Origin of the sequence: Stutzerimonas zhaodongensis, from assembly GCF_003696365.1 — a bacterium.
In the GTDB taxonomy this organism is placed as follows: Bacteria; Pseudomonadota; Gammaproteobacteria; order Pseudomonadales; family Pseudomonadaceae; genus Stutzerimonas; species Stutzerimonas zhaodongensis.
This window is the reverse complement of record NZ_RFFM01000002.1, coordinates 113,526-139,049: the sequence shown is the minus strand read 5'-3', so window position 1 is coordinate 139,049 and position 25,524 is coordinate 113,526. Positions and strand designations below refer to the sequence as shown.

At 58.4% G+C, this 25,524-nt stretch carries 24 protein-coding genes and 2 pseudogenes; 13 read left to right on the top strand and 13 right to left on the bottom strand.

What is annotated here, in order from left to right:
• Positions 1-56: 56 nt before the first annotated feature.
• Positions 57-842 (top strand): DeoR/GlpR family DNA-binding transcription regulator, encoded by a 786-nt coding sequence (locus tag EA797_RS08945; RefSeq protein ID WP_122164875.1) that lies wholly within the window; start codon positions 57-59, stop codon positions 840-842.
• Positions 843-1,068: 226 nt separating this feature from the next.
• Here the strand turns inward: EA797_RS08945 and EA797_RS08940 are convergent, their stop codons facing one another.
• A complete protein-coding gene (locus EA797_RS08940; protein WP_122164874.1) occupies positions 1,069-2,109 on the bottom strand; it encodes a hypothetical protein in 1,041 nt (346 codons plus the stop codon).
• Between the two features lie 206 nt (positions 2,110-2,315).
• On the opposite strand from EA797_RS08940, the pseudogene EA797_RS21995 reads away from it, so the two are divergent.
• Positions 2,316-2,813, top strand: a pseudogene (locus EA797_RS21995) (GlxA family transcriptional regulator); the annotation flags it as partial.
• Between the two features lie 102 nt (positions 2,814-2,915).
• On the opposite strand, the gene EA797_RS21690 reads toward EA797_RS21995, so the two are convergent.
• Genes EA797_RS21690 through EA797_RS08925 form a run of 4 tightly spaced genes read right to left on the bottom strand, consistent with a single transcriptional unit; the run spans position 2,916 to position 5,844 of the window.
• Positions 2,916-3,584: a hypothetical protein gene (locus tag EA797_RS21690; protein WP_147456812.1), complete on the bottom strand. Its 669-nt coding sequence runs from the start codon at positions 3,582-3,584 to the stop codon at positions 2,916-2,918.
• The gene (locus tag EA797_RS21685; RefSeq protein ID WP_147456811.1) at positions 3,577-4,500 is read right to left on the bottom strand and encodes a hypothetical protein; all 924 of its coding nucleotides are present in this window, start codon (positions 4,498-4,500) and stop codon (positions 3,577-3,579) included. The genes EA797_RS21690 and EA797_RS21685 overlap by 8 nt, the downstream gene beginning before the upstream one ends.
• A 3-nt stretch (positions 4,501-4,503) precedes the next feature.
• Complete coding sequence (gene tmk / locus EA797_RS08930) at positions 4,504-5,175, bottom strand: dTMP kinase (protein WP_122164873.1); 672 nt, start codon at positions 5,173-5,175, stop codon at positions 4,504-4,506.
• 3 nt (positions 5,176-5,178) lie between these two features.
• Positions 5,179-5,844, bottom strand: coding sequence for a helix-turn-helix domain-containing protein (locus EA797_RS08925; RefSeq protein ID WP_122164872.1), 666 nt, complete (start codon positions 5,842-5,844; stop codon positions 5,179-5,181).
• Between the two features lie 278 nt (positions 5,845-6,122).
• Between EA797_RS08925 and EA797_RS08920 the strand changes: the two genes are divergently transcribed.
• Complete coding sequence (locus EA797_RS08920) at positions 6,123-7,436, top strand: DUF4832 domain-containing protein (protein WP_122164871.1); 1,314 nt, start codon at positions 6,123-6,125, stop codon at positions 7,434-7,436.
• Between the two features lie 192 nt (positions 7,437-7,628).
• Here the strand turns inward: EA797_RS08920 and EA797_RS08915 are convergent, their stop codons facing one another.
• Genes EA797_RS08915 through EA797_RS08900 form a run of 4 tightly spaced genes read right to left on the bottom strand, consistent with a single transcriptional unit; the run spans position 7,629 to position 11,494 of the window.
• Entirely contained in the window at positions 7,629-7,988 is a 360-nt protein-coding gene (locus tag EA797_RS08915) for a hypothetical protein (protein WP_122164870.1), read from the bottom strand.
• A complete protein-coding gene (locus EA797_RS08910) occupies positions 7,985-9,097 on the bottom strand; it encodes an FAD-dependent monooxygenase (RefSeq protein ID WP_244214085.1) in 1,113 nt (370 codons plus the stop codon). The genes EA797_RS08915 and EA797_RS08910 overlap by 4 nt, the downstream gene beginning before the upstream one ends.
• 4 nt (positions 9,098-9,101) lie before the next feature.
• Positions 9,102-10,679 carry a GMC family oxidoreductase gene (locus tag EA797_RS08905; RefSeq protein ID WP_122164869.1) on the bottom strand — a complete coding sequence of 526 codons (1,578 nt, stop codon included), beginning with the start codon at positions 10,677-10,679 and terminating at the stop codon, positions 9,102-9,104.
• A 41-nt stretch (positions 10,680-10,720) separates the two neighbouring features.
• Entirely contained in the window at positions 10,721-11,494 is a 774-nt protein-coding gene (locus EA797_RS08900) for an alpha/beta fold hydrolase (RefSeq protein WP_122164868.1), read from the bottom strand.
• Positions 11,495-11,583: 89 nt separating this feature from the next.
• On the opposite strand from EA797_RS08900, the gene EA797_RS08895 reads away from it, so the two are divergent.
• The gene (locus EA797_RS08895; RefSeq protein WP_122164867.1) at positions 11,584-13,023 is read left to right on the top strand and encodes an HD domain-containing phosphohydrolase; all 1,440 of its coding nucleotides are present in this window, start codon (positions 11,584-11,586) and stop codon (positions 13,021-13,023) included.
• A gap of 53 nt (positions 13,024-13,076) precedes the next feature.
• Here the strand turns inward: EA797_RS08895 and EA797_RS08890 are convergent, their stop codons facing one another.
• Entirely contained in the window at positions 13,077-13,994 is a 918-nt protein-coding gene (locus tag EA797_RS08890; protein ID WP_122164866.1) for a LysR family transcriptional regulator, read from the bottom strand.
• Positions 13,995-14,227: 233 nt separating this feature from the next.
• On the opposite strand from EA797_RS08890, the pseudogene EA797_RS21885 reads away from it, so the two are divergent.
• The 3 genes and pseudogenes from EA797_RS21885 to EA797_RS08875 all read left to right on the top strand — a co-directional run.
• Positions 14,228-14,419: pseudogene (locus EA797_RS21885) on the top strand (response regulator transcription factor); the annotation flags it as partial.
• 406 nt (positions 14,420-14,825) lie between these two features.
• Entirely contained in the window at positions 14,826-15,158 is a 333-nt protein-coding gene (locus EA797_RS08880) for a nuclear transport factor 2 family protein (protein ID WP_122164864.1), read from the top strand.
• The gene (locus EA797_RS08875; protein WP_122164863.1) at positions 15,152-15,928 is read left to right on the top strand and encodes an SDR family oxidoreductase; all 777 of its coding nucleotides are present in this window, start codon (positions 15,152-15,154) and stop codon (positions 15,926-15,928) included. The genes EA797_RS08880 and EA797_RS08875 overlap by 7 nt, the downstream gene beginning before the upstream one ends.
• 106 nt (positions 15,929-16,034) lie before the next feature.
• Here the strand turns inward: EA797_RS08875 and EA797_RS08870 are convergent, their stop codons facing one another.
• A complete protein-coding gene (locus EA797_RS08870) occupies positions 16,035-16,937 on the bottom strand; it encodes a LysR family transcriptional regulator (RefSeq protein WP_122164862.1) in 903 nt (300 codons plus the stop codon).
• Positions 16,938-17,050: 113 nt separating this feature from the next.
• On the opposite strand from EA797_RS08870, the gene EA797_RS08865 reads away from it, so the two are divergent.
• Both EA797_RS08865 and EA797_RS08860 read left to right on the top strand, forming a co-directional pair.
• Positions 17,051-17,479: a VOC family protein gene (locus EA797_RS08865; protein WP_122164861.1), complete on the top strand. Its 429-nt coding sequence runs from the start codon at positions 17,051-17,053 to the stop codon at positions 17,477-17,479.
• Entirely contained in the window at positions 17,476-18,063 is a 588-nt protein-coding gene (locus EA797_RS08860) for a glutathione S-transferase family protein (protein ID WP_122164860.1), read from the top strand. The genes EA797_RS08865 and EA797_RS08860 overlap by 4 nt, the downstream gene beginning before the upstream one ends.
• 192 nt (positions 18,064-18,255) lie before the next feature.
• Here EA797_RS08860 and EA797_RS08855 read toward each other — a convergent pair whose 3' ends face one another.
• Positions 18,256-18,708, bottom strand: a complete 453-nt coding sequence (locus EA797_RS08855) for a multidrug/biocide efflux PACE transporter (protein ID WP_122164859.1) — start codon at positions 18,706-18,708, stop codon at positions 18,256-18,258.
• Between the two features lie 86 nt (positions 18,709-18,794).
• On the opposite strand from EA797_RS08855, the gene EA797_RS08850 reads away from it, so the two are divergent.
• The 4 genes from EA797_RS08850 to EA797_RS08840 all read left to right on the top strand — a co-directional run bounded on the left by EA797_RS08850 (position 18,795) and on the right by EA797_RS08840 (position 23,095).
• Positions 18,795-19,670, top strand: coding sequence for a LysR family transcriptional regulator (locus EA797_RS08850; protein ID WP_122164858.1), 876 nt, complete (start codon positions 18,795-18,797; stop codon positions 19,668-19,670).
• Positions 19,671-19,709: 39 nt separating this feature from the next.
• Positions 19,710-19,886: a hypothetical protein gene (locus EA797_RS21810; protein WP_167468794.1), complete on the top strand. Its 177-nt coding sequence runs from the start codon at positions 19,710-19,712 to the stop codon at positions 19,884-19,886.
• Positions 19,887-20,014: 128 nt separating this feature from the next.
• Positions 20,015-20,170 carry a hypothetical protein gene (locus EA797_RS21805; protein ID WP_167468793.1) on the top strand — a complete coding sequence of 52 codons (156 nt, stop codon included), beginning with the start codon at positions 20,015-20,017 and terminating at the stop codon, positions 20,168-20,170.
• A 75-nt stretch (positions 20,171-20,245) separates the two neighbouring features.
• Positions 20,246-23,095: a LysM peptidoglycan-binding domain-containing protein gene (locus tag EA797_RS08840; protein WP_122164856.1), complete on the top strand. Its 2,850-nt coding sequence runs from the start codon at positions 20,246-20,248 to the stop codon at positions 23,093-23,095.
• A 191-nt stretch (positions 23,096-23,286) separates the two neighbouring features.
• On the opposite strand, the gene EA797_RS08835 is transcribed toward EA797_RS08840, so the two are convergent.
• Entirely contained in the window at positions 23,287-25,407 is a 2,121-nt protein-coding gene (locus tag EA797_RS08835) for a TonB-dependent siderophore receptor (protein ID WP_122164855.1), read from the bottom strand.
• Positions 25,408-25,524 lie beyond the last annotated feature (117 nt).

The window sequence follows — 25,524 nt, the reverse complement described above, 5'->3', positions numbered from 1 at the left end:
TTGTTCAAGGCCCGCCAGCGCACTAGCATGCTAGCATCCTTCAAGCGGGCATCATCATGCAGATACCAGCAGAAACCAGCACGCTTCCTTCGCTCCGACGTCAGAAGATCCTGCTCTTGCTGGAGCGCGATGGACGGGTCATGGCGTCCGAACTGAGTCATCGGTTCGGTGTTTCGGAAGACACGATTCGCCGCGATCTCAACGAATTGGCCAGCGCCGACCTGTTGCATCGCGTGCACGGGGGGGCGCTCCCTCGCTCAAGTGACTCGGGTAAGGACTACCTGACCCGAGCGCAGCAACCGGGCGCTATCAAGCAGGCGCTTGCCCGACGAGCTGCCGCTCATGTGCGCGACGGCCAGGTGGTGTTGTTCGACTCCGGCACCACGACGCTGCACATCGCGCGTGCCTTGCCCCTGGACATCAACATTACAGCCATTACCAACTCACCCGAAGTCGCTATTGCGCTGGGCCGCTTCGAGCGTGTCCGGGTGATCCTCGTAGGGGGTGAGCTGTCTCCTCACGCCATGGCAATTACCGGTCCTCAGGCGGTTGCGATGTTGCAGGGGGTTCATGCCGATCTCTGCTTTCTGGGCATCTGCGGCCTGCATTCGGAGGTAGGTATCACCGTTTCGAATTTCGAGGAAGTCGCAACCAAGCGCACCATGATCCAGCACTCCGGACAGGTCATCGCAGCCGTGGCGGCAGACAAGCTGGGAACGGTTGAGAATTTCGTGGTCACGCCGGCGGTCGGCATCCACCTTCTCATCACAGAAGCCGACGCGCCAGATGACGCATTGGCGCAAATGCGCGCTCAAGGTATCGAAGTCGAACGTGCTGGGTGAGTGCTTCAGGGCTACGCGAGTGGTCCCTGGGTTAGCCGATGACCATTCCGAGCGTGCTCGTTGGTAGAGTTAGCTGACTTATCGACAGCCGCCACTGCGGCGCCGATTTCGAGGCGATAGGCTTAACGGGTCATATTCGTGTTGAATCAGAAAAGGGCAGTACTTTAGGCGAGCCGCGTCAGCTTCACGAGCAACGCACCGCCGCCGCAGCGGCGGTGCACGATGATTACTGCTGGATAACGGTTGCGATGTTATTGGTGCCAACCTGCATGACGGTCGCACTTAACTCCGAGAACGACATTGCTTCGCCTTGCGTGACGGCGATCTGGTTGCCATCGCCAATCTGACTGGCACTCAGGCTGCTGTAGGCTTCCTGCATGACGGTGATCTGGTTTTCAGAGCCGTTCTGGTTGACGTCAACCGTATTCAGCTCAGAGCCCTGAGTGACATCAACCGAATTTGAGTCGCCGATCGATACACCCGTTACGGAGACGCCACGACCGCGTTGGTTGACCACGACGTCATTGCCGTTGCCGTTCTGCAAGAAATCGATGAGATTGTCACCGCCGCTTTGGGAAAGCTGAGCGGTGTTCGAATTTCCCTGCTGCTTCAACTGAACAAGGCCTGTGTTGTAGCGCGTGGCGGAATGCTGATGGATATCAGCGTTATTGCTATTACCCGCTTGAACGACATCCGCGATGCCGCCGTAGTACAGCGTGTCTTGCAGGACAGACAATACGTTGCCATTGCCGGTCTGCTCGCTGGTCATGTCGCCTGCACCCATCTGAGTGACCATGGTGCTGTTCTCAGCGCCTACCGATGAGACGTTGGCTGTGTTGCCCCAGGACGTTTGCTCGATCATATGGGAGTTACCAACACCCTCCTGATAAGAAATAGCGCCGCTCAGCCCCTCCTGCCAGACGTCCGACTGGTTGTCATTGCCTACTTGGGTAATGGTGGCGTTATGAGCAGAGCCTTCTTGATAGACGCTACTTCTGTTGCCAACGCCATCCTGATCGATCAGGGCATTGTGGTCCTGGCCCAATTGAACAGTCTCGGCCAGGTTCGCATCGCCGGACTGGATTACCGTCGAAGTCAGTAGATCGCCTTCCTGAGACTGCACGATCTGGTTGTTATCGCCGTCGGCCTGCTCGGCGAACACTTGGTTGTTGTTGCCGGTCTGCCTCTGATCAACCGAATTCTCAGCAGCAGCATTGAAGCTCAATGCGAGCAAGATGGAGGCAATGAGGGGTTTGCGAGTGAACATACGCGTTAGCTCCTTGGAGGTTGGACGCTGGGCAGCACCACAAACTACGCAAAACCCTGCGGCAGGGGCGTGGCTCGCAATTAGCAAACCGCGAGCGCACGGGATGAAACATCAGATCATTAGACTATGATCGCCACAGTGCCCGTACCGTTCTGCTGGATGAATGTGTTCACTCTACAGACCGCCGACCGCCGATCCGATCGACCAATATCATCCTGTGTAACGGGACGGTGGCGCCCATCGACTGCTGCCTGCATTTGCTTACTCAGCGCCACGGTGCGGATGTCGCTAAACGGATTGCGCGGTTGCTGGTTATGCCCCGCGTCGTCAGGTCGCGCAGGCCCAGTACATCGAACAGCCGGTGCCTCAGTTGCCGAGCGAGAGCCGGTTACCTGAAGTAATGACATGGGCGCGAGAGCATTTGCAGAAGGCGTTGTCGCTGGATGCCCTTGCCGTGGTCGCCCATGAGCCGGCGATCCTTCACCTGGCGATTCCGGGAGGCAATCGGCACCTCTTTTAAAATTGGCTCAATGACGAGCGGGTGGCAAGGGCTCAGCAGCTGCTGAAACGACGGAGATGCCCATCGGATGCGTCGCCTCGCAGCTCCGCTTCGGCACCACGCTGTCGCTGCGCCAGCAGTTCACTGCGAGCTGAGCACCACGCCTTCGGAGTATCGGCGCACGTTCCACGCGGTGGTCGGCTAAGACAGGCTATGGGACGAGCAGGCGCGCCCATGAACAGGCCTGTCTGCGTTTACTCAAGCGACTGGCAAGAATCGGCCATTAGCGGTCATCAAGCGTATAAAATCAGGTACGATTTAAATCAGTGGTCATTTCGTGAAGCACTGTGACTAGGAGCTCCCGCCATTTGTGGTTTGGGAAATTGATTTTCTCCCTAAATATATCGCCCTGACTATTGAACGCTCCTAGCATTTTAGGCATTCCAGTGCAGTGGTTATAAGTGGCGACCAAGGTGGCTACAAGCTTATTTTCCGATACAGCTGATTCATGAAAAACACCTCTTTCCACATGGTATATTTTTGTCCTTGGTACTACCTCCTCATCAATTAAGCTTGGGAGAAAGCCCTCTTCGCCAGGGCATAGTCGGGAGCCTGAATCAAGGTACTCCACATGAAATAACGAGTAATTAGGTTCGCCAGTATCGCTGCTTGCTATTAGCTGGTAAGTTTTATTTGTAATCTCTCCGCAAATTACGAAGCTTTTCAGACTAAATATATGGTCATGAATTTTGTACTTTTGCTCGGAATCATTTCTAAGTTTCTTGGGCCAAATGTGGATCCGTAGCGTACCTTGATCTATCTGAAGTAACTTGCAGTGGACGAAACCTAGCGCATGCCACGTTGGGGAAAATGTATTAGTGTCGCTTGCGAGTAGAAATATCGCATTACGTGCAATATCGGATACATCTCGGCCTTCTAAAATTCCGTTGTAAATGCGCTGAAATATTTCACTCATATGGATTTAATTTTTCCCTGCAAGTTATGGCGATTTTATCAAAATCCTCCTCGCTCATTCCTTGATAGATTAGTTTTGAGTCGCTCAGTATTTTTTCAACCGAGCTTTTATCTAGATAATTCAGGTCATAGCTTCCGTGAGCCAGCGGAGGGACGTGTCTACTTTGGCTTTCGCTTAGAATAATTTCTTCTTTGTATGATTTGTAATAATAGTTTTCTGGATGGCAAATTATTGCCGGCGCTTTTCTGTCCTCTTTAGTGATGATTGCGCTTGTGCTAGAAAGATCGATTCGGAACGCGGAATAATGAGAGGCTAAGCTAAGATTGATACGAAGCCTAGGCTCATTTGACTGCGTTATTAATACAGTAACTATTGTGGCGTATAGTTCGTGCCGAACCTTGTTTAAATCCCAAGTGTGTTCGTCCAGCCCGGCTGAAGCCGTGCTTCTTCGATAGGTGGCGTGCGCTTCGCAAAGCGCTGTATTCAATGGATCAAGAATTACGACTCTTACCTCTCGCGAAAGGCTAGTCCTTCTAGCCCAGCATGCCATTGCTGGCAGTGTTTTTGTCCGAAAGTATCTGCCACAGCCGCCCTTGTACCACCATAACTCTGCAACAGGAAAAGCCTTTTCAAATAATTCAGGTAAGTTGCGGGGTTCGGTTATTTCAATGCGTGATTTCTTGACGGCTTCAGGTGTAAGAAAGAAAAGGAAAACGCCTATGAATATTGTCACAAGCATTGAGACAATAATGCCGTCAGAGATATTTGCTAAGAAAATCACCAAACCTGTTTTGACGGTGGGCTCCAATTCTGGAAGGATAATGTATCTAATAAGTACTAATATTCCGAGAAGAGCTGCTACCGTAATAAAGAAAGCTCTTCTAGGGTATGATTTTTCTAGAATATCGTTAAGCACTCGTTATCTACCTTGATTTATTACGAAATTAACTATGCTCTCATTTATCTCAGCGGCGCCACGAATATGGGAGTTTGTGGTGCATTCTATTTTTTGCCATAGTCTGCATTTACCAAGCTGAAGGTACATGGAAAAAACTTCTTCTAGGTACCCGTGAGCCGACTCATGGATATCTTCCTTCGCATCAGTGTAGCTTCTTTTATTTTTCTTCAGCACCATCTCTCTTGAGATACTCAAAGGTACGTCTAGTAGAAACACAATATCGGGTTTCGGCATCCCAAATACTTTGTATTCTAGGCTCTCTAACCAGTCACAGAACTCTTGACGCTTATCTAGTGATAATTTCGCGCACTGATGCGCTATATTTGAATCTACATATCTGTCGCAAATGACGATTACCCCATTACTGAGGTCAGACTCAATTTCGTGTTTTTTCTCAAATCTGTCACCGGCAAATAAGATGGATGCTAGCTTAGGATTTACTGATTCGATTGAGCCGAACTCTCCGCGAAGAAATGCGCCAACTTCCTTGCCGAAAAAAGTTTCGTCATAGTTGGGGAAGCTGTACAATTTTGCGGGTATAGACCTTTCAAGAAGCTTTTCTAAAAGCATTTTGGCTTGAGTGCCTTTTCCACTGCCATCAATGCCCTCGATGGTTATCAATTTGCCGCGCATGGTTCACCAGTTCCTCAGAATTGTAGAGTAGAATGAAGCGTCAATGCCTATGCGGTTAATTACGGAATTTATGCGTGCCTGCCTCATTTCATGCGGAAGATACATTGCGCTACTAAGCTCGTTTTCAATAGCGTCGATAACGAGATATGTCTTCTCAATTGTCTTGCTGAGTGATCCGCTTAAAATCAAGCTGCGGGCGTCGAAAGTTAGGATTAGGTTTAGCGCAGACTGTTCGTGTCCCGCGTAGAACTCAATGACACCATTGGATTCTGTGGCGTTTTTGTAAGGAAATCCATTTGCGGTAATTAATGCAAGAATAATTTGTTTTATTTTTTCTGGATTAGCTTTCGCCATACTGTAAAAATCTTGGAGCTCTCCGGCTATTACAATCTCTTTTAGAGCTTGTTTGTCATCAGGATTATTCATTTTTTCCTCCGGATGCGCATCTAAAATGGAATAAATCTCCCTCGGAGCTTTGTCGATTAGATTCAAGAGAATTAAAGATGCGCCGGAAGGTGATCGGTCGCCACGCTCCCAATGCCTCAAGGTGCTTAAATTGACACCAAAAGTTTCACTGAAGTCCTTCTGTGTCATTTCTGTTTTTTCTCTTATTCTCTTAACATCTTCAGGTGATATGTGAAGAGAGAGTTCACTTTGTTTTTTTAACATTTGTCCCTTTCCAGAGCTGCTTACATAGATGAAATGTAATCCATTGGATTACAGCTTGGCAAATTGAGTGCTGATCCGCATAGCAGGAGAGTTCTGTAGGGGGCTTCAGAGCAGCGAAGCCAGTGGCAGCTTCTGGCCGATAGCGGCCGGTCGTTATGGCTGCTTTAGGGCAAAAGCGGCCATCCATCCCAATAAATAAATCTGTCACCTCAATCTTCTACCGTCATGGACGCTTGGTGACTAGACTTTGGCTCCGCATCAATTACAGAAGATATGTCATGCAGATATGCCGTCCCCTGCTGCACGGGTTCATCACCGCTGCGCTGCTAACGGTCGCGAGCGCATCGCAGGCCGAAGCGGCAAAACGCCCGCGTGTCGCGGACTATGTTCCGGTACCGCTGCATGCTTCGATCGACCGGGTGCAACCTATGACCGGCATCGTGTTGTGGAACGACAACACCAGTGGCCTCGCCGCGCTCGGCGAAGACGTGCAGCTGGAGTTCGCCTACTTCAAGTACAGCGATGTCGTCACCGATTCTGGCGTCTATGACTGGTCACGGGTCGATGCAGCGCTGGCGTCCTCGGCAGGGCGCGGTCACCAGATGATTCTGCGCTTTCACGATACCTATCCTGGGCATACCAAGGTTTCAATTCCTGCCCAGGTCGCAGGCGCGCCCGATCACGCGCTGAGTTACCACAACATAGAAGGCCAGCGCACCTTCGTGCCGGACTGGCGTTCGGCCACGCTACAGGCGTTCATCCTCGAGTTCTACAGCCGCTTTGCTCAGCGTTACGACCGCGATTCACGTCTTGGCTTCGTGCAGGTCGGCTTCGGCTCCTATGCCGAGTACCACCTCTGGGACGGTCCGTTGAAGCTAGGCACTACGTTTCCGTCGAAAGCCTTCCAGCAGCAGTTTCTCGCGCACCTGGGCAACACATTCGTAAAAACGCCGTGGTCGCTGTCGATAGATGCTGCTAGCGCCACGTATACGCCGTTCTCGGCGGTATCGGCCCTACGGCAGCTGCAATTCGGCCTGTTCGACGATTCCTTCATGCACGAGACACATTCGCAGAGCAATCAGGAATACAACCGCGCCTCGTGGCTGTTCTTCGGCAGCACGCGTTATAGCCACAGCCCGGCGGGCGGCGAATTCAACTACTACAGCGATTACGACCAGAAGCATGTGCTGGCGCCCAACGGTCCCTGGGGAAGGAGCTTCGAATCGTTCGCGGCGCAATATCACATCAGCTACATGATCGGAAACGATCAGCCCGGCTATCAGCCGCGTTGGCGGATTCGCGAGGCATCGATGGCAACCGGCTACAGGTTCCGAATCACGGCGCTCTCCAGCAATGGCGACTGCGTGCGACTGACGGTGCGCAACGAAGGCGTGGCGCCGATCTATTACGACGCCTGGCCGGCAGCGGATGGCCAACGCATGAGCACTTCGTTGAAGGGGTTGCTGCCCGGCGCGGAACGGACCGCCGAGGCATGTATTGGCCCGCATGCGCGGGCGGCGCTGCAGGTCAGCATAGAAAGCGATCGCCTGGTGCCGGGCCAGCGAATCCAGTTCAACGCGTCGTTGCCGTAGGTGCATCGACCGAAGGCTACGGGGCTTCAGCAGTAGGCCCCGAACAGCTATCGGGACCACCACGCCCCCCAGCGGGCCGATTCCCATCGTCGTGACCATAGAGGTGACAACCGAACCTCTCATGAGCTGCGGCAACTGTTCCCGTACGCTTTCCATCCAAGATTTTCGCTGGCAGGGCCAGAAGCTGCTTCATCAGAACTTCGCATCAACCTCCACCAGGCCGTCAGTGATGACAGCGGTGACAGTTGTGAAGGCAGTGAAATACATCGGCCTACTGGTCAGCTGTCGTCCGTCCGGGTAAGTCACCGCAAATACTATCGACGACTCGCCGGTTACTTTGAACGTTCGCCTTGCGCCCGGCGCGATGGCAGGAAGCTGTTTGCGATTGGCGCTCCATTGAGCTTCAACCTGCACGGTGACGCCCGATTGGTTTCGAACGACGACCGTGGGCGTCGCCCAGTAGTTAGCGCCTAGCAGCAGTGCAGCACATAGCGCCGACAAGGTGAGGAGTGTAACTGCAATACGTCGAGATAGCGTCCAGCTGCGGGTCATGTCGGTTCCGTTAAGGGTAGATAGCTTCGCTTGTACAACGCGTTGCCGGCGAATTTAAGCAGCGGGACACGTGCCCAGCCGGGCAGCCCACGCATCCTGTCCCGTGTAGCGCATTGCTTCTGGACCCAATCGACGCGTGGTTTGCGTCGGCGCGTGTATTCGGCGAGCGCATCGCTGATCTTCGAGGCTGTGCCAAGCGTTTCGGCCAGTACCAGTGCATCTTCCATCGCCATCGCCGCTCCTTCTGCCATGCTTGGGGAGGAGGCGTGTGCCGCATCGCCAATCAGTACCACGTTTCCCTTTACCCATTCCTCCATGAGCACTTGCTCGATCCGGCAAACGTGAACCTGAGCGTCGGTCGGCCCTTGGGTGATGAGTGGAGATAAGGGGGCCGAGAAGTTGGCCAGTAAGGTGCTGTGTGGAAGGTCGGTCAGGTATCGCTGAGCCTGCTGCTCGCTTACCGCCATGTCTGCATAGACGTAGACCTGGCCGGCGCCTATCGGAATGGCCAGCAAACTCATCCCGTCTCCGAGCATTACGGTCCAACCCTCGACCCCGACGATGTCTTTGGTAATGAAGCGCCAGCACACATTGCCGGTGTAAGAGGGCCTGACGTCAGGGAACAAGCTTTGCCGAATATAGGAGTTGATGCCATCCGCGCCTATGACGAGGTCGTACTCGCTTGTGGTGCCGTCGGAAAAAGTCGCCAGACATCTCGTACCAAGCTGCTCGACACCTGTGATCGAGGTGTCGAAGCGCACGTCTGTTCCACGTAGCGAGTCAAGCAGTATGGTGTGCAGAACTGTACGGGGCAGCGCCAGGCACGGACCGCAACGCGACCAGACATCCGCGGTCTGCGTGACGCTGAGGGGTTTGCCTCCGCTATCAAGGATGCGCTGGGTCGCGATCGGCATGGCGACCGCCGCAATCGAGTCCAGCAGTCCCAAGGCCTGCAAGGCTCTTGCGGCATTGCCTGGCAGGTAGAGCCCGGTCCCGCCTTGTGGCGCACCGGCCCTGCGTTCGATCAGATCGGGGCTGAACCCTTGCAGCTCCAGCGCCCTGGCCATGGCGAGGCCGGCGATACCGCCGCCCACTATCAATATTCTCATCGGGTTACTCGTTCGGTGCTGTGGCTGTAGCAGTAACACCCTGCGCCGCGAGGATAAGGTCCGCCGCGCGTTCGCCGATGACCACGCACGGCGCCATGGTATTGCCGAGGGTGATGCGCGGCATGATCGAGGCATCGGCGATCCGAAGCTGCTCGATGCCATACACGCGCAGCTGATGGTCCACCACCGACATCTCATCCCGGCCCATTTTCGCGGTGCAGGACTGGTGCCAGTAGGTTACGGCCGAATTGCGAATGAACTGCTGCATCGCGCGGTGTTCTTTCGGCCCGGGTGCGACCTCGCGCTTGATCAGCCCTTTGAAGGCTTCGCTGTTGCCGAGCGCTCGGCACAGGTCGACCGATGCGAACGCCGCGGCCATATCCTCGGGGGCACTCAGCGAGTTCGGCTCGATGAGCGGGGCGTCCAGCGGACCGGCACCCGACAGGCGTACTTGCCCTCGGCTGGCGGGTCTGGCGAGGCCTGCAAACATCGTCCAGCCATGTTGCGGCGGCTGGATGTCGACTTCTGCGGGAGAGGGCACCGCGAACTCAAGCTGGCAGTGCAGCAGGTCTGGGGCGTCCAGGCGACTGTCGCTTTTCCAGTACAGCTTGGTTTCACATCCGCCGGCGCCGACTTGCTGAGGTTGCATGTACTCCCAGGTACAGCCAAAGGCGATATGGTCCTGGAGGTTCTGACCCACCCCGGGAAGGTGATGGATCGGGAAAATACCGTGAGTGCGCAGCTCATCTTCCGGGCCGATGCCCGATTGCATGAGCACCTTCGGCGTGTTTATCGCGCCCATGGACAGGATGACTTCGGCGTCGGCACAGAAGCTGTGCCGTTCGCCATCGATCACCACTTCAACGCCGATTGCCCGTGTGCCGCTCAGCAACACGCGAGCCACCAATGCGCCGGTCAGGACCGTCAGATTGGGGTAATGCAGCCGCGGTCGGATGTAGGAGTCATACACGGATTCGCGCTTGCCATCCTTGATGCGCAGATCGGTGAGCGCGACCCCGCCGGGTCCCTCCATCATCTCGCCATTGGCGCTGTCGTACCGGGGTATGCCCAGACGGCTGGCCGCCTCCAGCGTTGCCCAGGCGAGAGGCTGCGGCGAGGCCGGCTGCTCGACATGCACGGGGCCGCCTGATCCGCGCCGCCCCGCATCCGGGCTTCCTTGCCAGTTCTCAATCCTGCGGTAGTAGTTGAGGGCCGAGTCGTAGCCCCACGCAGGGTCGCCGGACTCGGCCGCGAAATGATCCCAGTCCGACCGATGCCCGCGCGCCCAGACCATCACATTGATGCTGGACCCGCCGCCAAGGCCCTTGCCCATGCTGAGCGAAAGGCGACGGCCGTTGAGATGCGGATTGGGTTGCCCCTCGAACGCCCAGTCGCGCTCGGAGCCGAGGTTCAGCGGCCATTGCGCCGGCTCGACCACCTCGCGGCCGGTGTACCCGTCGCCGGCTTCAAGCAACAACACCCGCGCGTTGCCGTGGTCGGCGAGACGGGCCGCGACCACGCAGCCCGCCGTGCCCGCACCGCACACGATGTAGTCATAGTTTCGATCACGCAGATGATCCATGCGTCCGCTCCAGTTCAAGGGGTTATCAGTCGCGTCAGTGATCACTGCGCGCCTACGCTGCGCACCGCCTCGAGAATCACCTCAGCTACCGCATCTGGCTGCGACTGCTGGGGAACATGGCTGGTGGGCAGCTCGGCCAGGGTCGCGCCGATACGCTTGGCGGCCGAGCGCTGGACGTCCGGGTGGATCATCCGGTCCTCGGTGGCGAGCAAATACCAGGACGGTTTGGTCTTCCAGGCAGCGACGGTCGTCTTGTCCTCGAAGGCGGATGCCTGGATAGGGCCTTGGGTCGCGGTCATCACAGCGGTCTGCGCCGCCGGGAGATCCTGGGCGAAGTCCTTGGCCATGCCTTCGGGCGTCAGATACAGGAAGCCGTTGGCATCTGCCTTGATCTGGCTGATGCCAGGAGGCGTGGGCGCCCCTTTGCCTTGTTCGCCGCTGGTTTGCCCGGCCTCCGGTGCGAATGCGGCGACATACACCAGCGCGCTGACCTTCTCGTCATTGCCGGCTTCGGTAATCACCGTGCCGCCCCAGGAATGGCCGACCAGAACCACCTTGCCGGGCTGGTTGTTCAACGCGCGGCGTGTCGCTGCGACATCATCGGCCAGTGAGGTCAGTGGGTTCTGCACGACCGTCACGGCAACACCTTCGGCCTGGAGCCGCGGCACCACCTTGGCCCAGTCGGAGCCGTCGGCGAATGCGCCGTGTACGATCACCACCGAAGGCGTTGTACCTTGCGCCTGGCTGCCGGTCGCGGCGAACGTGCTTGCAAGGGCAAATGCAGCTGTGGCGACTTTCGATTTGAGTGTTTTCATTGGATGAACTCCTATGTGGGAGCTCAAATTCTGCTGACTGGCCTGCGCCGCGGGCATCGGTCATTTATCCGACCCCGGAGCATCTTTTCATGGATAGCGCACTGCAGCTGGACATCTCTCTGAGCGGAGCACTGACGGCAATTGCCCAGGTCGGTGACCTCAGCATGGGGCAACCGCTCGGGCATTCCCGGCGCGTTGCAAGCCTGGCACGCATGCTGGCGCAAGCCGCGCACGGCGATGGCGAGCACCTGCAGGTGGCGGAGCAGGTCGCCTTGTTGCGCTGGTCCGGCTGCACTGCCAACGCCGAAGGGTTCGCGGATCTGCTCGGCGACGACGTCGAGGGCCGCCGTGCGATGCTCGACCTGACCCTGGGCAAGGAAGAAATGAACGCGGTGCATCAGGCAACTCCACTTGCCGTCGTGCACTGCGAGGTGTCTGGCGAGATCGCCAAGACCCTCGAACTTGGTGAGGCTGTAGAGGCGGGTCTGTGCCGCGTATTCGAAACCTACGACGGGACTGGTCGGCCGCTGGGCGTGACACATGAGCACATCCCGGAAGTGGCCTATCAGGTGGTGCTTGCCGGTGATCTGGACATTCTCAGCCGGGCGCATGGCCTGGACGCGGCGCTGCGCTGGATTCACGACCAGTCGGATCGACGCTATCCGACCTCGCTCGTGTCATTGCTCGTGGAAAACGCCAAGGAATGGCTGGCGAATCTCGAAATGCTCTTGCAACCACCGCCTCATGCAGAGACAGAGCGCTCCGTTTCGCTGACGTTGGTTGGGGACGTGATTGATCTGAAGCTTCCCTGGCTGGCGGGGCATTCCCGGCAGGTGGCGCATGTTGCCGTAGAGGCGGCACGCTTGTCGGGCCTGAGTGAGCCAACGCTGACCGCGATCGGAAAAGCAGCGCTCATTTACGGCCTCGGCCGGGCGGCTGTTTCCAATCACCTATGGAACACCGCGGGTGCGTTGCCTTACGGCGCCGCGGAGCGGGTACACCTCGTGCCGTACTGGACGCAACAGGCACTGCGGCCTATCGGCGAACTGGCCGTGCCCGGAGCGATCGCAGCCCATGCTTACGAACGGCTCAACGGCAGCGGCTATTTTCGAGGCGTGATGGGTGATGCGCTGTGTGCCGAGCATCGGCTGTTCGCCACTTCCGTGGCCTGGGTCGCGCTAAGAGGGTCCAGGCCGTGGCGGTCCGCCTATGACGAGTCAGAGGCAGCCAGGCTGCTCAAAGAGGACGTCGGCAACGGACTGTTCGACAACGATGTCTGCGAAGCAGTGATTGCAGCCGCACGGGGCGAGCGTCTGGTTCATCAGCCGAAACCTTCAATACTCACTGCGAGAGAGTGCCGCATTCTGCTGGAGATCAGCCGTGGCGCAAGCAACAAGCAGGTGGCGCGGCTGCTGGACATCAGCCCAAGCACGGTCCGCACGCACGTTGAGAGCATCTTTCGCAAACTGGAATGCTCGACCCGCGCCGCTGCCACCTTGAAGGCGCTGACGCTGGGGCTGATCGCCTGATACGGCGGTGGCAGATGGATCGCTCTACGGCGTGCTGGGACGGGCGATTGGGATTAGGCGAGTCCGTCTTTGCCGTTCTGGCTGGCGCGAACCAGGGCTATGAATGCCTTGAACGCGGCGGAGGGGTTGCGTCGGTTCGGGTAGTACAGGCAGAGGTTATCTCGGGGCGGCGTCCAGTCTTCGAGCACTCGCTCGAACTCTCCGGAATCGATTTCCGCTTGAACGTCCTGCTCCATGAAAAAGCCGAGCCCCAAGCCTTGTTGCACGACCGCCTTGGACACACTGGCCTCATCGAGGGTCAGCGGCCCGGCCACATCAAGCTTTATAACTTCATCATCTCGTTCGAAATGCCAGGGAAAGAGGGCGCCATTAGGGAGCCTTATGCGGATACAGGCATGGTTGAGAAGGTCGGGTGGGGTGCGAGGCCGTCCATGTCGGGCGAAATAAGCAGGCGTACCGACAACCGCGTAGCGCCGGGGCTGGCTGAGCGAAATCACGATCATGTCGCTCGGTACGAGGCTTGCGGAACGTACCCCGAAATCGAAACCGTCAGCGACGATGTCTACCAGGCGGCCTTCGGTGACGAGGTCTACATGCACCTTCGGATGAAGCTTCAGAAACTCCACCAGCAGTGGTAGCAGCGTTGCCCGTGCGGCAGTGGCGAAAGCGTTGATGCGCAGCGTGCCCGAGGCGCCCGCGTTATGCGATCGCACCGCATCCAGAGCGCCCCGTACATCCTGCAGGGCCGGCCCCACCTGTTCCAGAAAGATCCGGCCCGCCTCGGTGACAGCCACGCTGCGTGTGGTTCGATTGAAAAGCCGCGTCTCGAGGCTCGCTTCCACTTTGGCGATGGTGTTGCTCAACGCGGTCGTCGAGACATCGAGATCGATGGCTGCCTGTCGAAACGAAGCCCTGCGTGCCACTGCGATAACAGCCTCTAGCTCACCGAGCCCAAGACGAATGTCTGACATGATTTGTCCTGGATTTTGGGATGACTCATCTAGGTCCGTCCCAGTTGAGCAAATTGTTGGGTGGGCAGCAAGATCGTCGCGAACCCAACATAGGACGAAAACAAATGAGCCATCAGCGATTCGAAGCCAATGGGATACGCACTGAAGTCAGCCGCGGCTCAGGCCGGGCCCCTGCTGATGGGGCGGTTGACCCAACGGCTGTCGACCAGCGCCAGTTCGATCATTCGGTGGGTCTACTGAGCGCTCGCGAATGCCGCGTGCTTTTGGAAATCAGCCGTGGCGCTAGCAACAAACAGGTGGCACGGCTGCTGGAAATCAGCCCGAGCACCGTTCGCACCCACGTAGAAAACATCTTTCGGAAACTGGATTGTTCTACCCGAGCGGCCGCAGCCCTGAAGGGGTGGACGCTGGGCTTGATCTCTTGATCTTGGCGCCCCGACATAAGGGCGATCCTGTGGCTCTGACGGGCCAGGGGCAAACCGCTATGCATACTGAGCGCGCCAGTGATTCACGGGCTTGAGCGACAGGTCCTTGGTCATCAATCGTAGCCAGGGATCTGCCGGGGCGATCTGTCCTGAACATCCAACCTCGCTTGTGGAATTTAGCGCCGTAAAGCCCTCGGCGGCACCGTTGGGCCCGTCTTTCTCAACTCAGCCCGCCCCTTAACAGGTCAGGTTGCCCGCAGGCGACGAAGGCTTGATAAGCCATTGGCATTCATCCGACAAAGAGATTGTCCTGATTTTAGGGACTGGTAATGAACCTTTGTCCCTATTGAGCTGATTGTCACCGTAATCGCAAGATCGCTCTTAAACCCCTCTAGGAGAGTTGCATATGAGCCTTCAGCTTCCGGACGTCGTCGAGACGTATTTTGACATCAGCAACGGTGGTGACCTGTCGCAGCTTGCCAACTGCTTCTGCACGGACGCCACAGTGTTCGATGAGAACAAAACCCATAACGGCCTCCCGGCCATCGTAGCCTGGCAGCACGAGGTTCGGCAGGCTTTCTCCTTTGCAGTTGAACCGCTTCAGGCGGTGCAGGGGCAGGGCAGGCTGTCTGTCATCACGCGGCTTACCGGTAATTTTCCTGGTAGCCCGGTCCAGCTGAACCAAGTGTTCAGGCTGGAGAACGGCCGAATCCTCTCGCTGGAGATCATCCCATGCTGAACCTCGAATTGAGTGGCAAGCGAGTCCTCGTGACCGGAGGCACCAAAGGCATCGGCCGCGCGGTTGTCGGCCTGTTCCTGGCTCAGGGCGCAAATGTGATGACCTCGGCCCGGCAGTCCGACCTCGAAATGCCGGGTGGCTTCTTGGTCGCGGCAGACCTCTCGACCCGGGAAGGCTGTGAAGCGTTGGCGGCCGCAGCAAAAACGCGACTGGGAGGCGTCGATATCATCGTGCATGTACTGGGTGGCTCTTCGGCCCCCGGTGGAGGCTTCGCTGCTCTGGATGACGAGCAGTGGCAACGCGAGCTCGACCTGAATCTGTTTCCGGCCGTGCGGCTGGATCGCGCCTTGCTGCCGGATATGCTGGCGCGGGGGCAGGGCGTCATCATTCACGTGACGTCGATCCAGAGTCGGCTGCCTCTGCCGGAAGCCACGACCGCTTACGCGGCGGCCAAGGCAGCCCTCTCGACTTACAGCAAGAGCTTGTCGAAAGAGGTATCGCCGAAGGGAGTGCGGGTCGTCCGGGTATCACCGGGATGGGTTGAAACCGAAGCCTCAGTCGCATTGGCCGAGCGACTCGCGCAGCAAGCGGGTACTGACTATGAGGGCGGGAAACAGATCATCATGGGCACACTGGGCGGTATCCCGCTCGGGCGCCCTTCGACGCCGACGGAAGTTGCCGACCTGATTGGTTTCCTTGCTTCACCTCGGGCCGCTTCCATCACCGGCGGCGAGTTTGTGATCGACGGGGGAACAGTGCCTACCGCTTAGCCATCTCTCATCCTCAATGAGGTGAATGCGGACATCTGCGACCCTGCGTGTGCCATTAGGCCAATTTATGGCCACTAGCAGACGTACGCTCCTGGCGCTAAGGCCCTTATCCCTCATCCGGCGCCGGCATAACCCTCTCCAACCTCGGACAAGCCCACTCCACAAATGCCCGCACCCTTGGCGATAGCTGCAAGGCGTGCGGGTAGACGAGTTGGATCGGCAGATCCTTCGGTTCGTAATCCTTAAGCACCCTTACCAGGCGACCATCAGCCAGTTCATCGGCGACCTGATAGTGCATCAACCGCGTGATGCCCAGGCCTTGCGCGCAGGCCATGCTGGCGGCGCGGATCTGGTTGCAGGTCATGCGTGGGGTGATTTCTTCGGCCTGTTCCTTTTCGCCGTGGCGGTAGTACCAGTGGCGGCCCTGGGCGGCGAAGAGAATGCAGGCGTGGTCCTCCAGTGCTGCCGGGATGTCGATGGCGGGGGCGGTGCTCAGGTAGTCGGGGCTGGCACAGGTGACCAGCCGGGTGCTGCCGATCTGTCGGGCGACCATGGCCGAGTCGGGCAGGTGGCCGATGCGCAGGGCGAGGTCGAGGCGTTCGTCGAGCAGCGGGACGATCTGGTCGCTCAGGTTCAGCTCTACCCGGATCTCGGCATGTTCCTTGAGAAATTCGTTCACCAGCGGCGCGACGTAACGCTGGCCGAACTCCACCGGTGCGGTGATGCGCAGCAGGCCTCGGACGGCGCCGTCGCTAGCCTCCAGGCGCTGCTCCATGTCGGCGAAGTCCGCCAGCATGCGCCGGCTCCAGGCCAGGTATTCCGCGCCCTCGTCGGTCAGCGCCATGCGCCGGGTGCTGCGGTTAAGCAGGCGCACGCCGAGGTGGCGTTCCAGCGCGGCCAGTGAGCGCACCACCGACGCCACGGATTGCCCGGTGGTATCGGCGGCAGAACTCAGGCTGCCGTTGTCGACGATGCGAACGAAGTTGGCCATTGCCTTGAGCTTGTCCATTGCCACCCCGGGATTTGTGCGATTGCTGCATAGATGTTGTCAGGCCCGCGGCATAGGTGAAACCCGCTAGGCGGCTGACACTACAGGGACTGAGGTCTCTTGGAGTTTCGCACATGAATCAAACAGCCAATCCCGCCCGCATTCTCGCCTATGACCACATCGGCATTCGTGTCAGCGACCGGCCGCGCGCGATGGCCTTCTACCAGGCGCTTGGCTTCGTCGAGAGCGCGAGCTTTCCGCTGTTCGAGGCGAACGAAATGCTCAGCCCGGATGGCGTGCGCATCAACCTGATCTTCAACGGCGCACGTGCACCTGATGCGCACAACGTGCTGCTGGATGCGCCGGTCAAGCGGCCCGGCATGACCCATCCGGCCTTTATCGTCGATGACCTCGCGGCGCTCCAGCACTGGCTCGAGGCGCAGGGCATCGTCATCACCGAGGGGCCGCATCCCATCGGCCCGCGCCGGATCGCGCTGTTCATCCGCGACCCGGACGGCAACGTTCTGGAATTCAATCAGCTCATCAGAGGAGGTGCGCAATGAAACTGTACGACCTGGGTCCATCCGGCAACTGCTACAAGGTGCGGCTGTTCGCTGCGCTGGCAAATATCGACCTTGAACTGGTAGCCGTGGATTTCGCCAATGGCGCGCACAAGAAGCCGCCGCTGTCCGAGCTGAACCCGCTGGGGCAGTTGCCGATTCTGGACGATGGCGGGCATATCGTCCGCGACTCGCAGGCCATTCTGGTCTACCTCGCAGGGACCTACGGCGGCCTGGCGTGGTGGCCGGACAATCCGCGCGGGCAGGCGGAGATCGTGCAGTGGCTGTCCTTCACCGCAAACGAGATCCAGCAGAGCCTGAATGCGGCGCGGCTGGTGCAGAAGTTCGGCTACCCGCTGGACAAGGTCGCGGCGCTGGCGAAGGCACCGGCGGTGCTCAAGCTGCTGGACGATCATTTGCAACGCCACGACTGGCTGGCGATCGCCCGACCGACCATCGCCGATTGCGCGGTCTACCCCTACGTGGTGCTGGCGCCGGAGGGGGATGTGGATCTAACGCCATACAGCCACGTCGCCCGCTGGATGAAGCGGCTGGAGGCGTTGCCGGGCTATCTGCCCAAGCCCTGACCCGTGATGAGGTAGCTCCGCTCGGGCCCTTCGCCGTTCATGAATTCGAAAGGAGCGTTGAGCGGCGATTTCGTGTGGCGGCGGCCGTGGTAGTAGAGGTGGGGCCGTCGCACAGCCGACAGTCTCAGCGGGGGCGATTGAAGCGAGGCCTCTGTCACGGCTCGGAAAATAGCGGGCGAGGCACCGTTTTTCTTACCCGCGCACGGCGCGGGCATTTTGTCGTACGTATCGCTCTCGCAAGATGTCGTAAATCCAGTTGAAGCCCAGGGTGTACGGCAGGAAAAACAGGATCAGACCGATATCCAGCAGCAGTGCCTCGAGCAGGCTGATCTCCAGCCACCACGCTGCCAAGGGCACGAGCAACACGATAAGGCCCAGCTCGAACAGCACTGCGTGAAGCATCCGTATGCCAATGCGCCGCTCGAAGCCAATCCTTGCCTGTGCTCGATCGAAGAGGGCATTGAACGCCATGTTCCAGAGCATGGCCACGGCAGAAAACATCGCCGTCAGAGCACCAACGTGAGCCAACGGGCGGTCCATTACCCATGCGAGTGCTGGCGCACAGATGGCGACAGCGATCAGTTCGAAAGCAACGGCATGGCCTGCACGTTCGGTAAAGCTGCGGGCGGTGAGAGAAGTTTGCATGACAAGTTCGCATCGGGATCTGAGATGGAGCTATATTCATCGCTAAAACCTTCAATACCTAGTTGGCTACCATCGGCTGAACCGATATGAACCCTTCCCCTGAATCTCTTGAATCTTTCGTTCATGCAGCGAGCTGCGGCTCGTTCAGTGCCGCAGCCAGGCGCCTTGGCAAGAGTCAGTCAACTATCAGCGAAGCGATTGCAAGGCTGGAAATCGACCTTGGCGTCGAATTGTTCGAGCGGGGAGTTCGACAGCTGAAGCTCACCGACGCAGGCGGAACACTGCTCGCCCATGCCGAAGAGGTGCTGGCAGCAGGCGAGCGCCTGAAACGCCATGCAGCGATGCTGGCCGGTGGGCTGGAAGCGAGGCTTACGCTTGCGCTGTCAGATGCCTATCAGCACGGCCAACATGAGGAGCGGCTATGCGAGCTGGACGAGCGCTATCCCGATCTGGAGTTCGAGTGCCTCATCGCCGAGGGTGCGGACGTTCTTGATCTGGTCAGCCAGGGGCGTGCCCACGTCGGGCTGATTGCCGCGCAATCCGGCTATGACGCTTCGATTGGCCACGCACGCTTGGCGCACGGTGCGATCTTCGGAATTTTTGTGAGGCACGATCATCATCTCGCCGCCCTTGAATCAGTCGATACCGAGGCACTGGCTCAGTGGCGACGGCTGCGCTTACGTTCCGTTGTCGGCAACGACAACAACGACGACGACATGGGCTTTGTCAGCGCCCGATGCTGGACGGCGCCGGACCATGTACTGCTGATGGAAATGGCCGCGCTCGGCTTTGGCTGGGCCATTCTGCCGAGGTCTCTGGTCCAGGCTTACGAGCCAGGCCGGCTCAAGGAACTCGACATGAACGGCTGGCCCAAGCAGACGGCTGTCGATGCCGTCTGGTCGAGACAGCGGCCATTGGGACCCGCGGCGGCCTGGTTGCTCGATCGGTTGATCAAGTTCTGAGGCAACGTGCACGCAAGTGCACAGGTATGCGATTGGAGCATGCCCCGTATCTCCGGCATGGGGCTGATTGCGGCTGAGCGAGACTCGGCCTGCAATACCGCTGTCATCGTGGCGATGCACAGTCGTGAAGGAGCGGCGGGACGGCTGCTTCGCCTCAGCTTGTTTCGGCTTCGGGATGGAAGTCGTGTTGTCTGGCATCGCCATCCCGAGGAGTGAACGCATGTTCATCCTTACCCGCGTCCTTTTTGTGCCCATCGCTCCGGCCGATCATGTCTGGCCATGGGTGAAGTTCGAGCCGATGCACCTTCTGATCCGCGCGACGTGGCCCGTATCAGCCGCGAATTTTGCCATCGACCGTCTTGTTCGGTGCGGCGTACTTCGCCGAGCCGAGCTACGGCAATCAATCTCCGGCCCATCAGTCCGGTAACCCAACTCCAGATGCTTCAGCACTGGATCGCTATTTCGGCAAGTGGCAGAACGGTCTGTTGCTGCTCATATGAACTGAAGCGCACCAGGTGTGCTGATCAGCCCAGCATCACCGCTTGGTTCGCAGTCAGCAATTTGGAGGAAACCCTATGGCTCTACTGATCGACGATTTCGATTCTCGCCGTTTGCGACCCAACCTTCCTGCCCAAGCTGAGCGCGAACGTGAGCGTTTTCGGCAGGCCGTGCAGCACGCCGTCAACGAGCGCGCCGAGGCATCCGACGGACTTCGCATGAACAGGCATCGGCCGCTGGAACGGTTGGTCATGGTCGAGCCTGGTGACACCATGATTCATATCGCCAAAGGTCATGGTGTGACGGTGCCTGAAGTCGCCGACGTCAATCCGCAAATCGAGAACATCGATCATATCGAGAGTGGTGAGGTGCTGTTTCTGCCTGCTCCTTCGCCCACTGAGCTGGCCCGGCGACCCGATGGCGAAGCGCAGTTCATCGACGACCTCCACGCCCGTGGCAATGCGATCGAATACGCTGATGCGTCTGAAATCGATCATCAGAGCGAGATCGACACGCTTGCCAACGACGTGGGTGAGTTCATTGGGGCATTGCCGGAAAATACGAGACAGAAAGCTGCGCAGCGGCTGTTCGACCAGGACTGGACCGATGCGGGCCCGGCTCAGATGGCTATCGAGAAGGGCGCTGAGATGCAGGACGTGGAGTTGCAGGCATCATCCCATGCAGGTAGCGAGGTCGAGGCTCAGGCCCGCGAACGTGTTGCCGCAGCGCTTGGCCAAACAAACCCGCTCGATGCGCTCACCAGTCTGGACCATGGCTTCAAGTCGGCCTCGGATGAGGTTCAGCGGGCCATGCTGCGCTCGTCGGATGCCAAGGCGGTGATCCAGAACGCGGCCGACCAAGCCACGAGCGCGCTGACGGAAGAGCACAAGGACGCGTTTGATTCACAGGTGTTCAAAACCGCAGAGATGTTTCGCCGCCTGGATGAGATGAGCGTCGGCCTAGCCCCAAAACTGACCAGCGAACTCACCAAGGCCGCCCTGCCCGAGCTGGAAAGCGAGTTTGCCGAGTCAATCTATAGCGATTACGGCGCCTTGCGGACCGAAGCGCTGGGCACCCAGTACATGCTCCAGTTCACCGGCCGCCTCGATCCTCAGGCGGACAGTCGATCGCTCGATCGCCTAAGTGCGATGGGCTTCTATCACATGCACGCCTTTGCGCCTTACCTTGCCAGTGGCGGAAGCCTGAACTACCCGCTGGCACTGGTCGGGCAGTTCGAGGGCGATTTGCCCACTTTGGTGACAGAGGGCGGAATTCTCGATGGTCTTCAACAGAACCAACATCGTGTGGGTGAGGACATCAAAGCCTATGGCGATCACCTGGCTGAGCTGAACTGGCTCGAGCAGAACGGCGGTTCGGTCATGACCGACGAGCAGCTGGCTGGGGCCGTTGATGGCTATATCGTTGGTAATGATGACTGGAAGAAGACAGCTGATGACTTACGGGCGCAGGTGGCGACGGACGGCCGCGAACTGATCGACAACCTGGGCGTTATCGAAGCGCGCTATCCAGAGTTGTTCGAAGGTGAGGGCGATCTGGAGACACGACTGCGGTCCATCGAAGGCGATGCCGACCGGGCTTTCGCCCGTAAGCTGATCGAGAATTTCGATACTCCTGAATCGGTTACGGCAATGGGGATTGCGCTCGATTCCGACCCGGAGCTGCTGACCGATTCGAACAGTATGCGGTTACTGGGCCAGTACGGAAAACTGACCGAGCGCGGACGCAAGTTCGTCGAGGAAACCGCGACGCAGATCATTCGCCGGACTGTGGTGCCTGAGTTGGCTCAACTCGATCCCTCCAATCCAAAGAGTGTTGAGCAGGTCAAGCGAGCGCTGGACAACTTCAGTACCGAAGCGACTGGGCGCCTGATAGGCATCTCGGAAGGCGACCTCGATAAAGCGCTCAAGGTCGTCAAAGACGCCATGCCGCAGCCTGGCGAAACCGTCGCTGAAGTGCAGGCGCGGCTGCAGAAGATGGATGCCGACTTCGAAAAACTCACGACGACCCGCGACGGCGTTCGTGCCTTCAACCGCGACACGCCAACCGGTCAAGCGCTACGGCTGCTCGGCGTACTGGGCAATACGGCTGTGATGTTCAGCTCGCATGCGAACTACCAGAACGATCCGAATCTATGGACTGGCCTGAAGGTGACGCTGGATGCGGCAGGTGTGGCGCAGAAGACCACCGAAGTGCTGATGGGCGCGGGCATGATCGAGAAGGGCGGCACTCTGGACAATCTGGTCGGGGGCAGCAACCGCATGCCGGTTAAGATTCTTGGAACGCTGACCTCGGCTTTCGATTTCTACAACGCCAAGGTGGCCGCGGATCGCGGTGACACTGCCGGCGCAGCCATCTACGCGTCGACCGGCGTGGGCGGTGTGATGGCGGCAGTGGGGACAGGCAGCATATGGGGGCCGGTGGGTATAGGCATCGTGTTGCTCGGCACCGGAGCCCAGATGAAGTATGACCAGGTCAAGCAGGCCAACATTTATCAGACAGGAACTACTGTCGAATTCCTGACGCATTCGGGCTTCAGCGAAGCCGCTGCGCAGGTGCTGTCCGATCAGAGCGGGCAGGGGCATAGCGTGCTGCCATTGCTAGAGCGTTACGCCAACAGCCGAGGGCTGGATTTGAATGAGACGACCGATCAGCAACGATTTGCGGCATGGATCAATGACATGCCGACCGATCGACTCGGCGCGCTGCGTGACAACCTCCATCGTTCTCTGGATGAGGTCGGCAATGACCTTGAACAGATGCCGGTGAGCAGCGACGATGACGAGTTCTTCGCATTCAACAACACAGATCGCCCGCATTTCACCTACAGCGGCTACGCCAAGCCTTTGTCTATGAATCAGTTGGACACGGTTCTCCGGATCCTGAACCTCGAAACGCTGACCACCTGAAACTGGTCTTGAAAAGAACGGAGTGGTCGTTACGCCAGCGCCGCTGTTGCGACGATGCTGGCGTAGCGAGTATCTGCAACGGATGGCGTCATGCACTCCTTTGCGATGACCGGTCAATCCGTTACGACATGGACGTCAACCGCCCGCATGAAGTGGTGTCGGTCCGGAGCCCTGTCATCGTTCGCCTATCGCTACAGCGCGGTACGCAGCATCAGGGTGAAGTTTCGAGGGTCCCCGAAGGTGTTGTAGGTGTTCACGCCACCAACCCGCGCGTAGTACTCCCGATCGAACAGATTGTTGCCCAGCAGGGCAACTGATGTCTTTGACGCGACCTGATAGCCAATCTGAGCGTTGAACAGGGCGTAGCCGCTTTGAGTGCGGAGGTCCGTCCCGCTGCTGCCGTTGCCGCCGCTGTTGATATGCACGCCACCACCCACAAAGGCGCGTTCGAGTGGACCCTCGGTGAACTGATATTTTGCGAACGTCTTGAGAGAATGCTTGGGCTCGAACAGCGAAAACTTGCCGCCCTTGCTGCGCAGGTCTTCCAGATACTTGCTGTTCACGTAGGCGTATCCAAGTGAAAGATTAAGGTTAGGCGTAGGCCGACCGGACACCTCGAACTCCCATCCTTCGACTTCCACTTCGCCTGCGGCCAGGAAGAACCCTGGGTTGTTCTGGTCCTGCATGACTCGGTTCTCATCCCGCGTCCGGTAAACCGCCAGGGAAGCATTCAGCTTCTGCTCGAAGAACTGCCCCTTCAAACCGGCCTCCCACTGCGAGCCGACACGGGGCTCCAGGGTGCCGCCGGCCGCTGTGAGCTGACCCTGAGGGATGAAGATGTCCGAGTAGCTGACGTAACTGGTGATGTTTGGCGTGAGGTAGTACACGAGGCCGCCGTAGGGGGTGAACTCGCCAGTTTCTTTCGAGCCGGTACGCCATTGGGTAGGTGTGGAGGGGGAGACGTTTCGCGATTTCCGTTCGAAATTGCTGGCTCTTGCCCCGAGCACCAGTGTCAGCGGATCGCTGATGGACAGTCGTGTCTGGCCATAGACGCCTTGCTGCCGAGTATCGTTTTCGTATCCGCTGGTGTACGTGGTAGCAGGCTCAGGCACCAGGCTGGGGTTATCCAACGGCACATTGAAAACCGGCGAGGCGTTGCCGTAACGCGAACTGTCGAAGAGTCGGTTTCGGTTGTAGCCGACGGTCATCTCGTGCGTGCGGGAGAGCAACTCGAATGGCCCGGACGTATAGATGTCGAACGCGCTCTGTTCGATATCGGAATCACTGGCACGGCGGTTGTACTGGCCGATCAGCCCTGTCTGCGGATCGACGCCAACGGCGGGGAAGCTGTCTTTGTAGAACCAATCCTGCCGACGCTCTAGCAATTTGCTTTTCACGACCCAGTCATTGGCCAGGCGGTGTTCCAGGTCAAAGGCCACTTCGCTGGTCTCGAAACCGATCATGTTCCAGTCCGGATACACATGCGTTGACCGCGATACTTCGAGGAAGCGCCCATCTGTATACGCCGGCAGCCCCATGCTGGGGGAATCGGTATGGTCTTGCTGATGAGTAAAGGAAACCGAGATGACAGTGTTGGGCGTCAGGTCGTAGTCGAGAGTGCCGTAGCCGAGCCACTTTTCCTTATGCGTGACGTCCCAGAAATAGTCGTGTTCATGCCAGCTGCCAACGAAGCGGCTGCGCAGACGCCCGTCAGCGCTCAACGGCCCGCCGACATCTAGTTCGGTCCGATAGTTGTCCCATGATCCGGCGGATGTCGTGAGCGATGCACCGAACTGCTCCAGCCCGCGCTTGCGCACCAGATTGACCAGGCCGCCACCCTGGCCTGAGCCCATGAACAGCGCGGCAGGGCCGCGTAGCACTTCGACACGCTCGTAGATGGCGAGGTCGAATTGCTGGTGTCCACCGGTGCCGTACAAGGGCACGCCATCGTAAGCCATGTCCATGACGTAACCACGAGAGCGGTACTGATGGGTCATCGAATCCCACGGTGAGACGGTGACGCCAGTGACCTCGTTCAGTGCATCGCCGAGGGTGATCAGGTTCTGGTCTTCGATGCGCTGGCGCGTAACCACGCTGACTGATTGCGGTACTTCCAGAGGCGACACCGCCACCTTGCTACCGACCGAGATCGAGCTCGGCGCATACGAACCTGCGTCCTTCATCTGCTCGGCTCGTATCGTCATCGTCGGAAGTTGTGTGGAGTCCTGGGCATGGGTGCTGGTAACGAACAGGGCGAGGCTACCGAGACTCAAGGCGTGTCTCAGGCTGATGTTTGGCAGTGATGGTTTCATTATGAGGGATCGTTAATGGGAACGGGTGACGGCGCAGCAGAGCAGGCAACGTCGTTGCTTTGCTGACGTTATATCATAACGATATTGCGTCGGGCTTCCGCAGTTGCTAACGGCGAG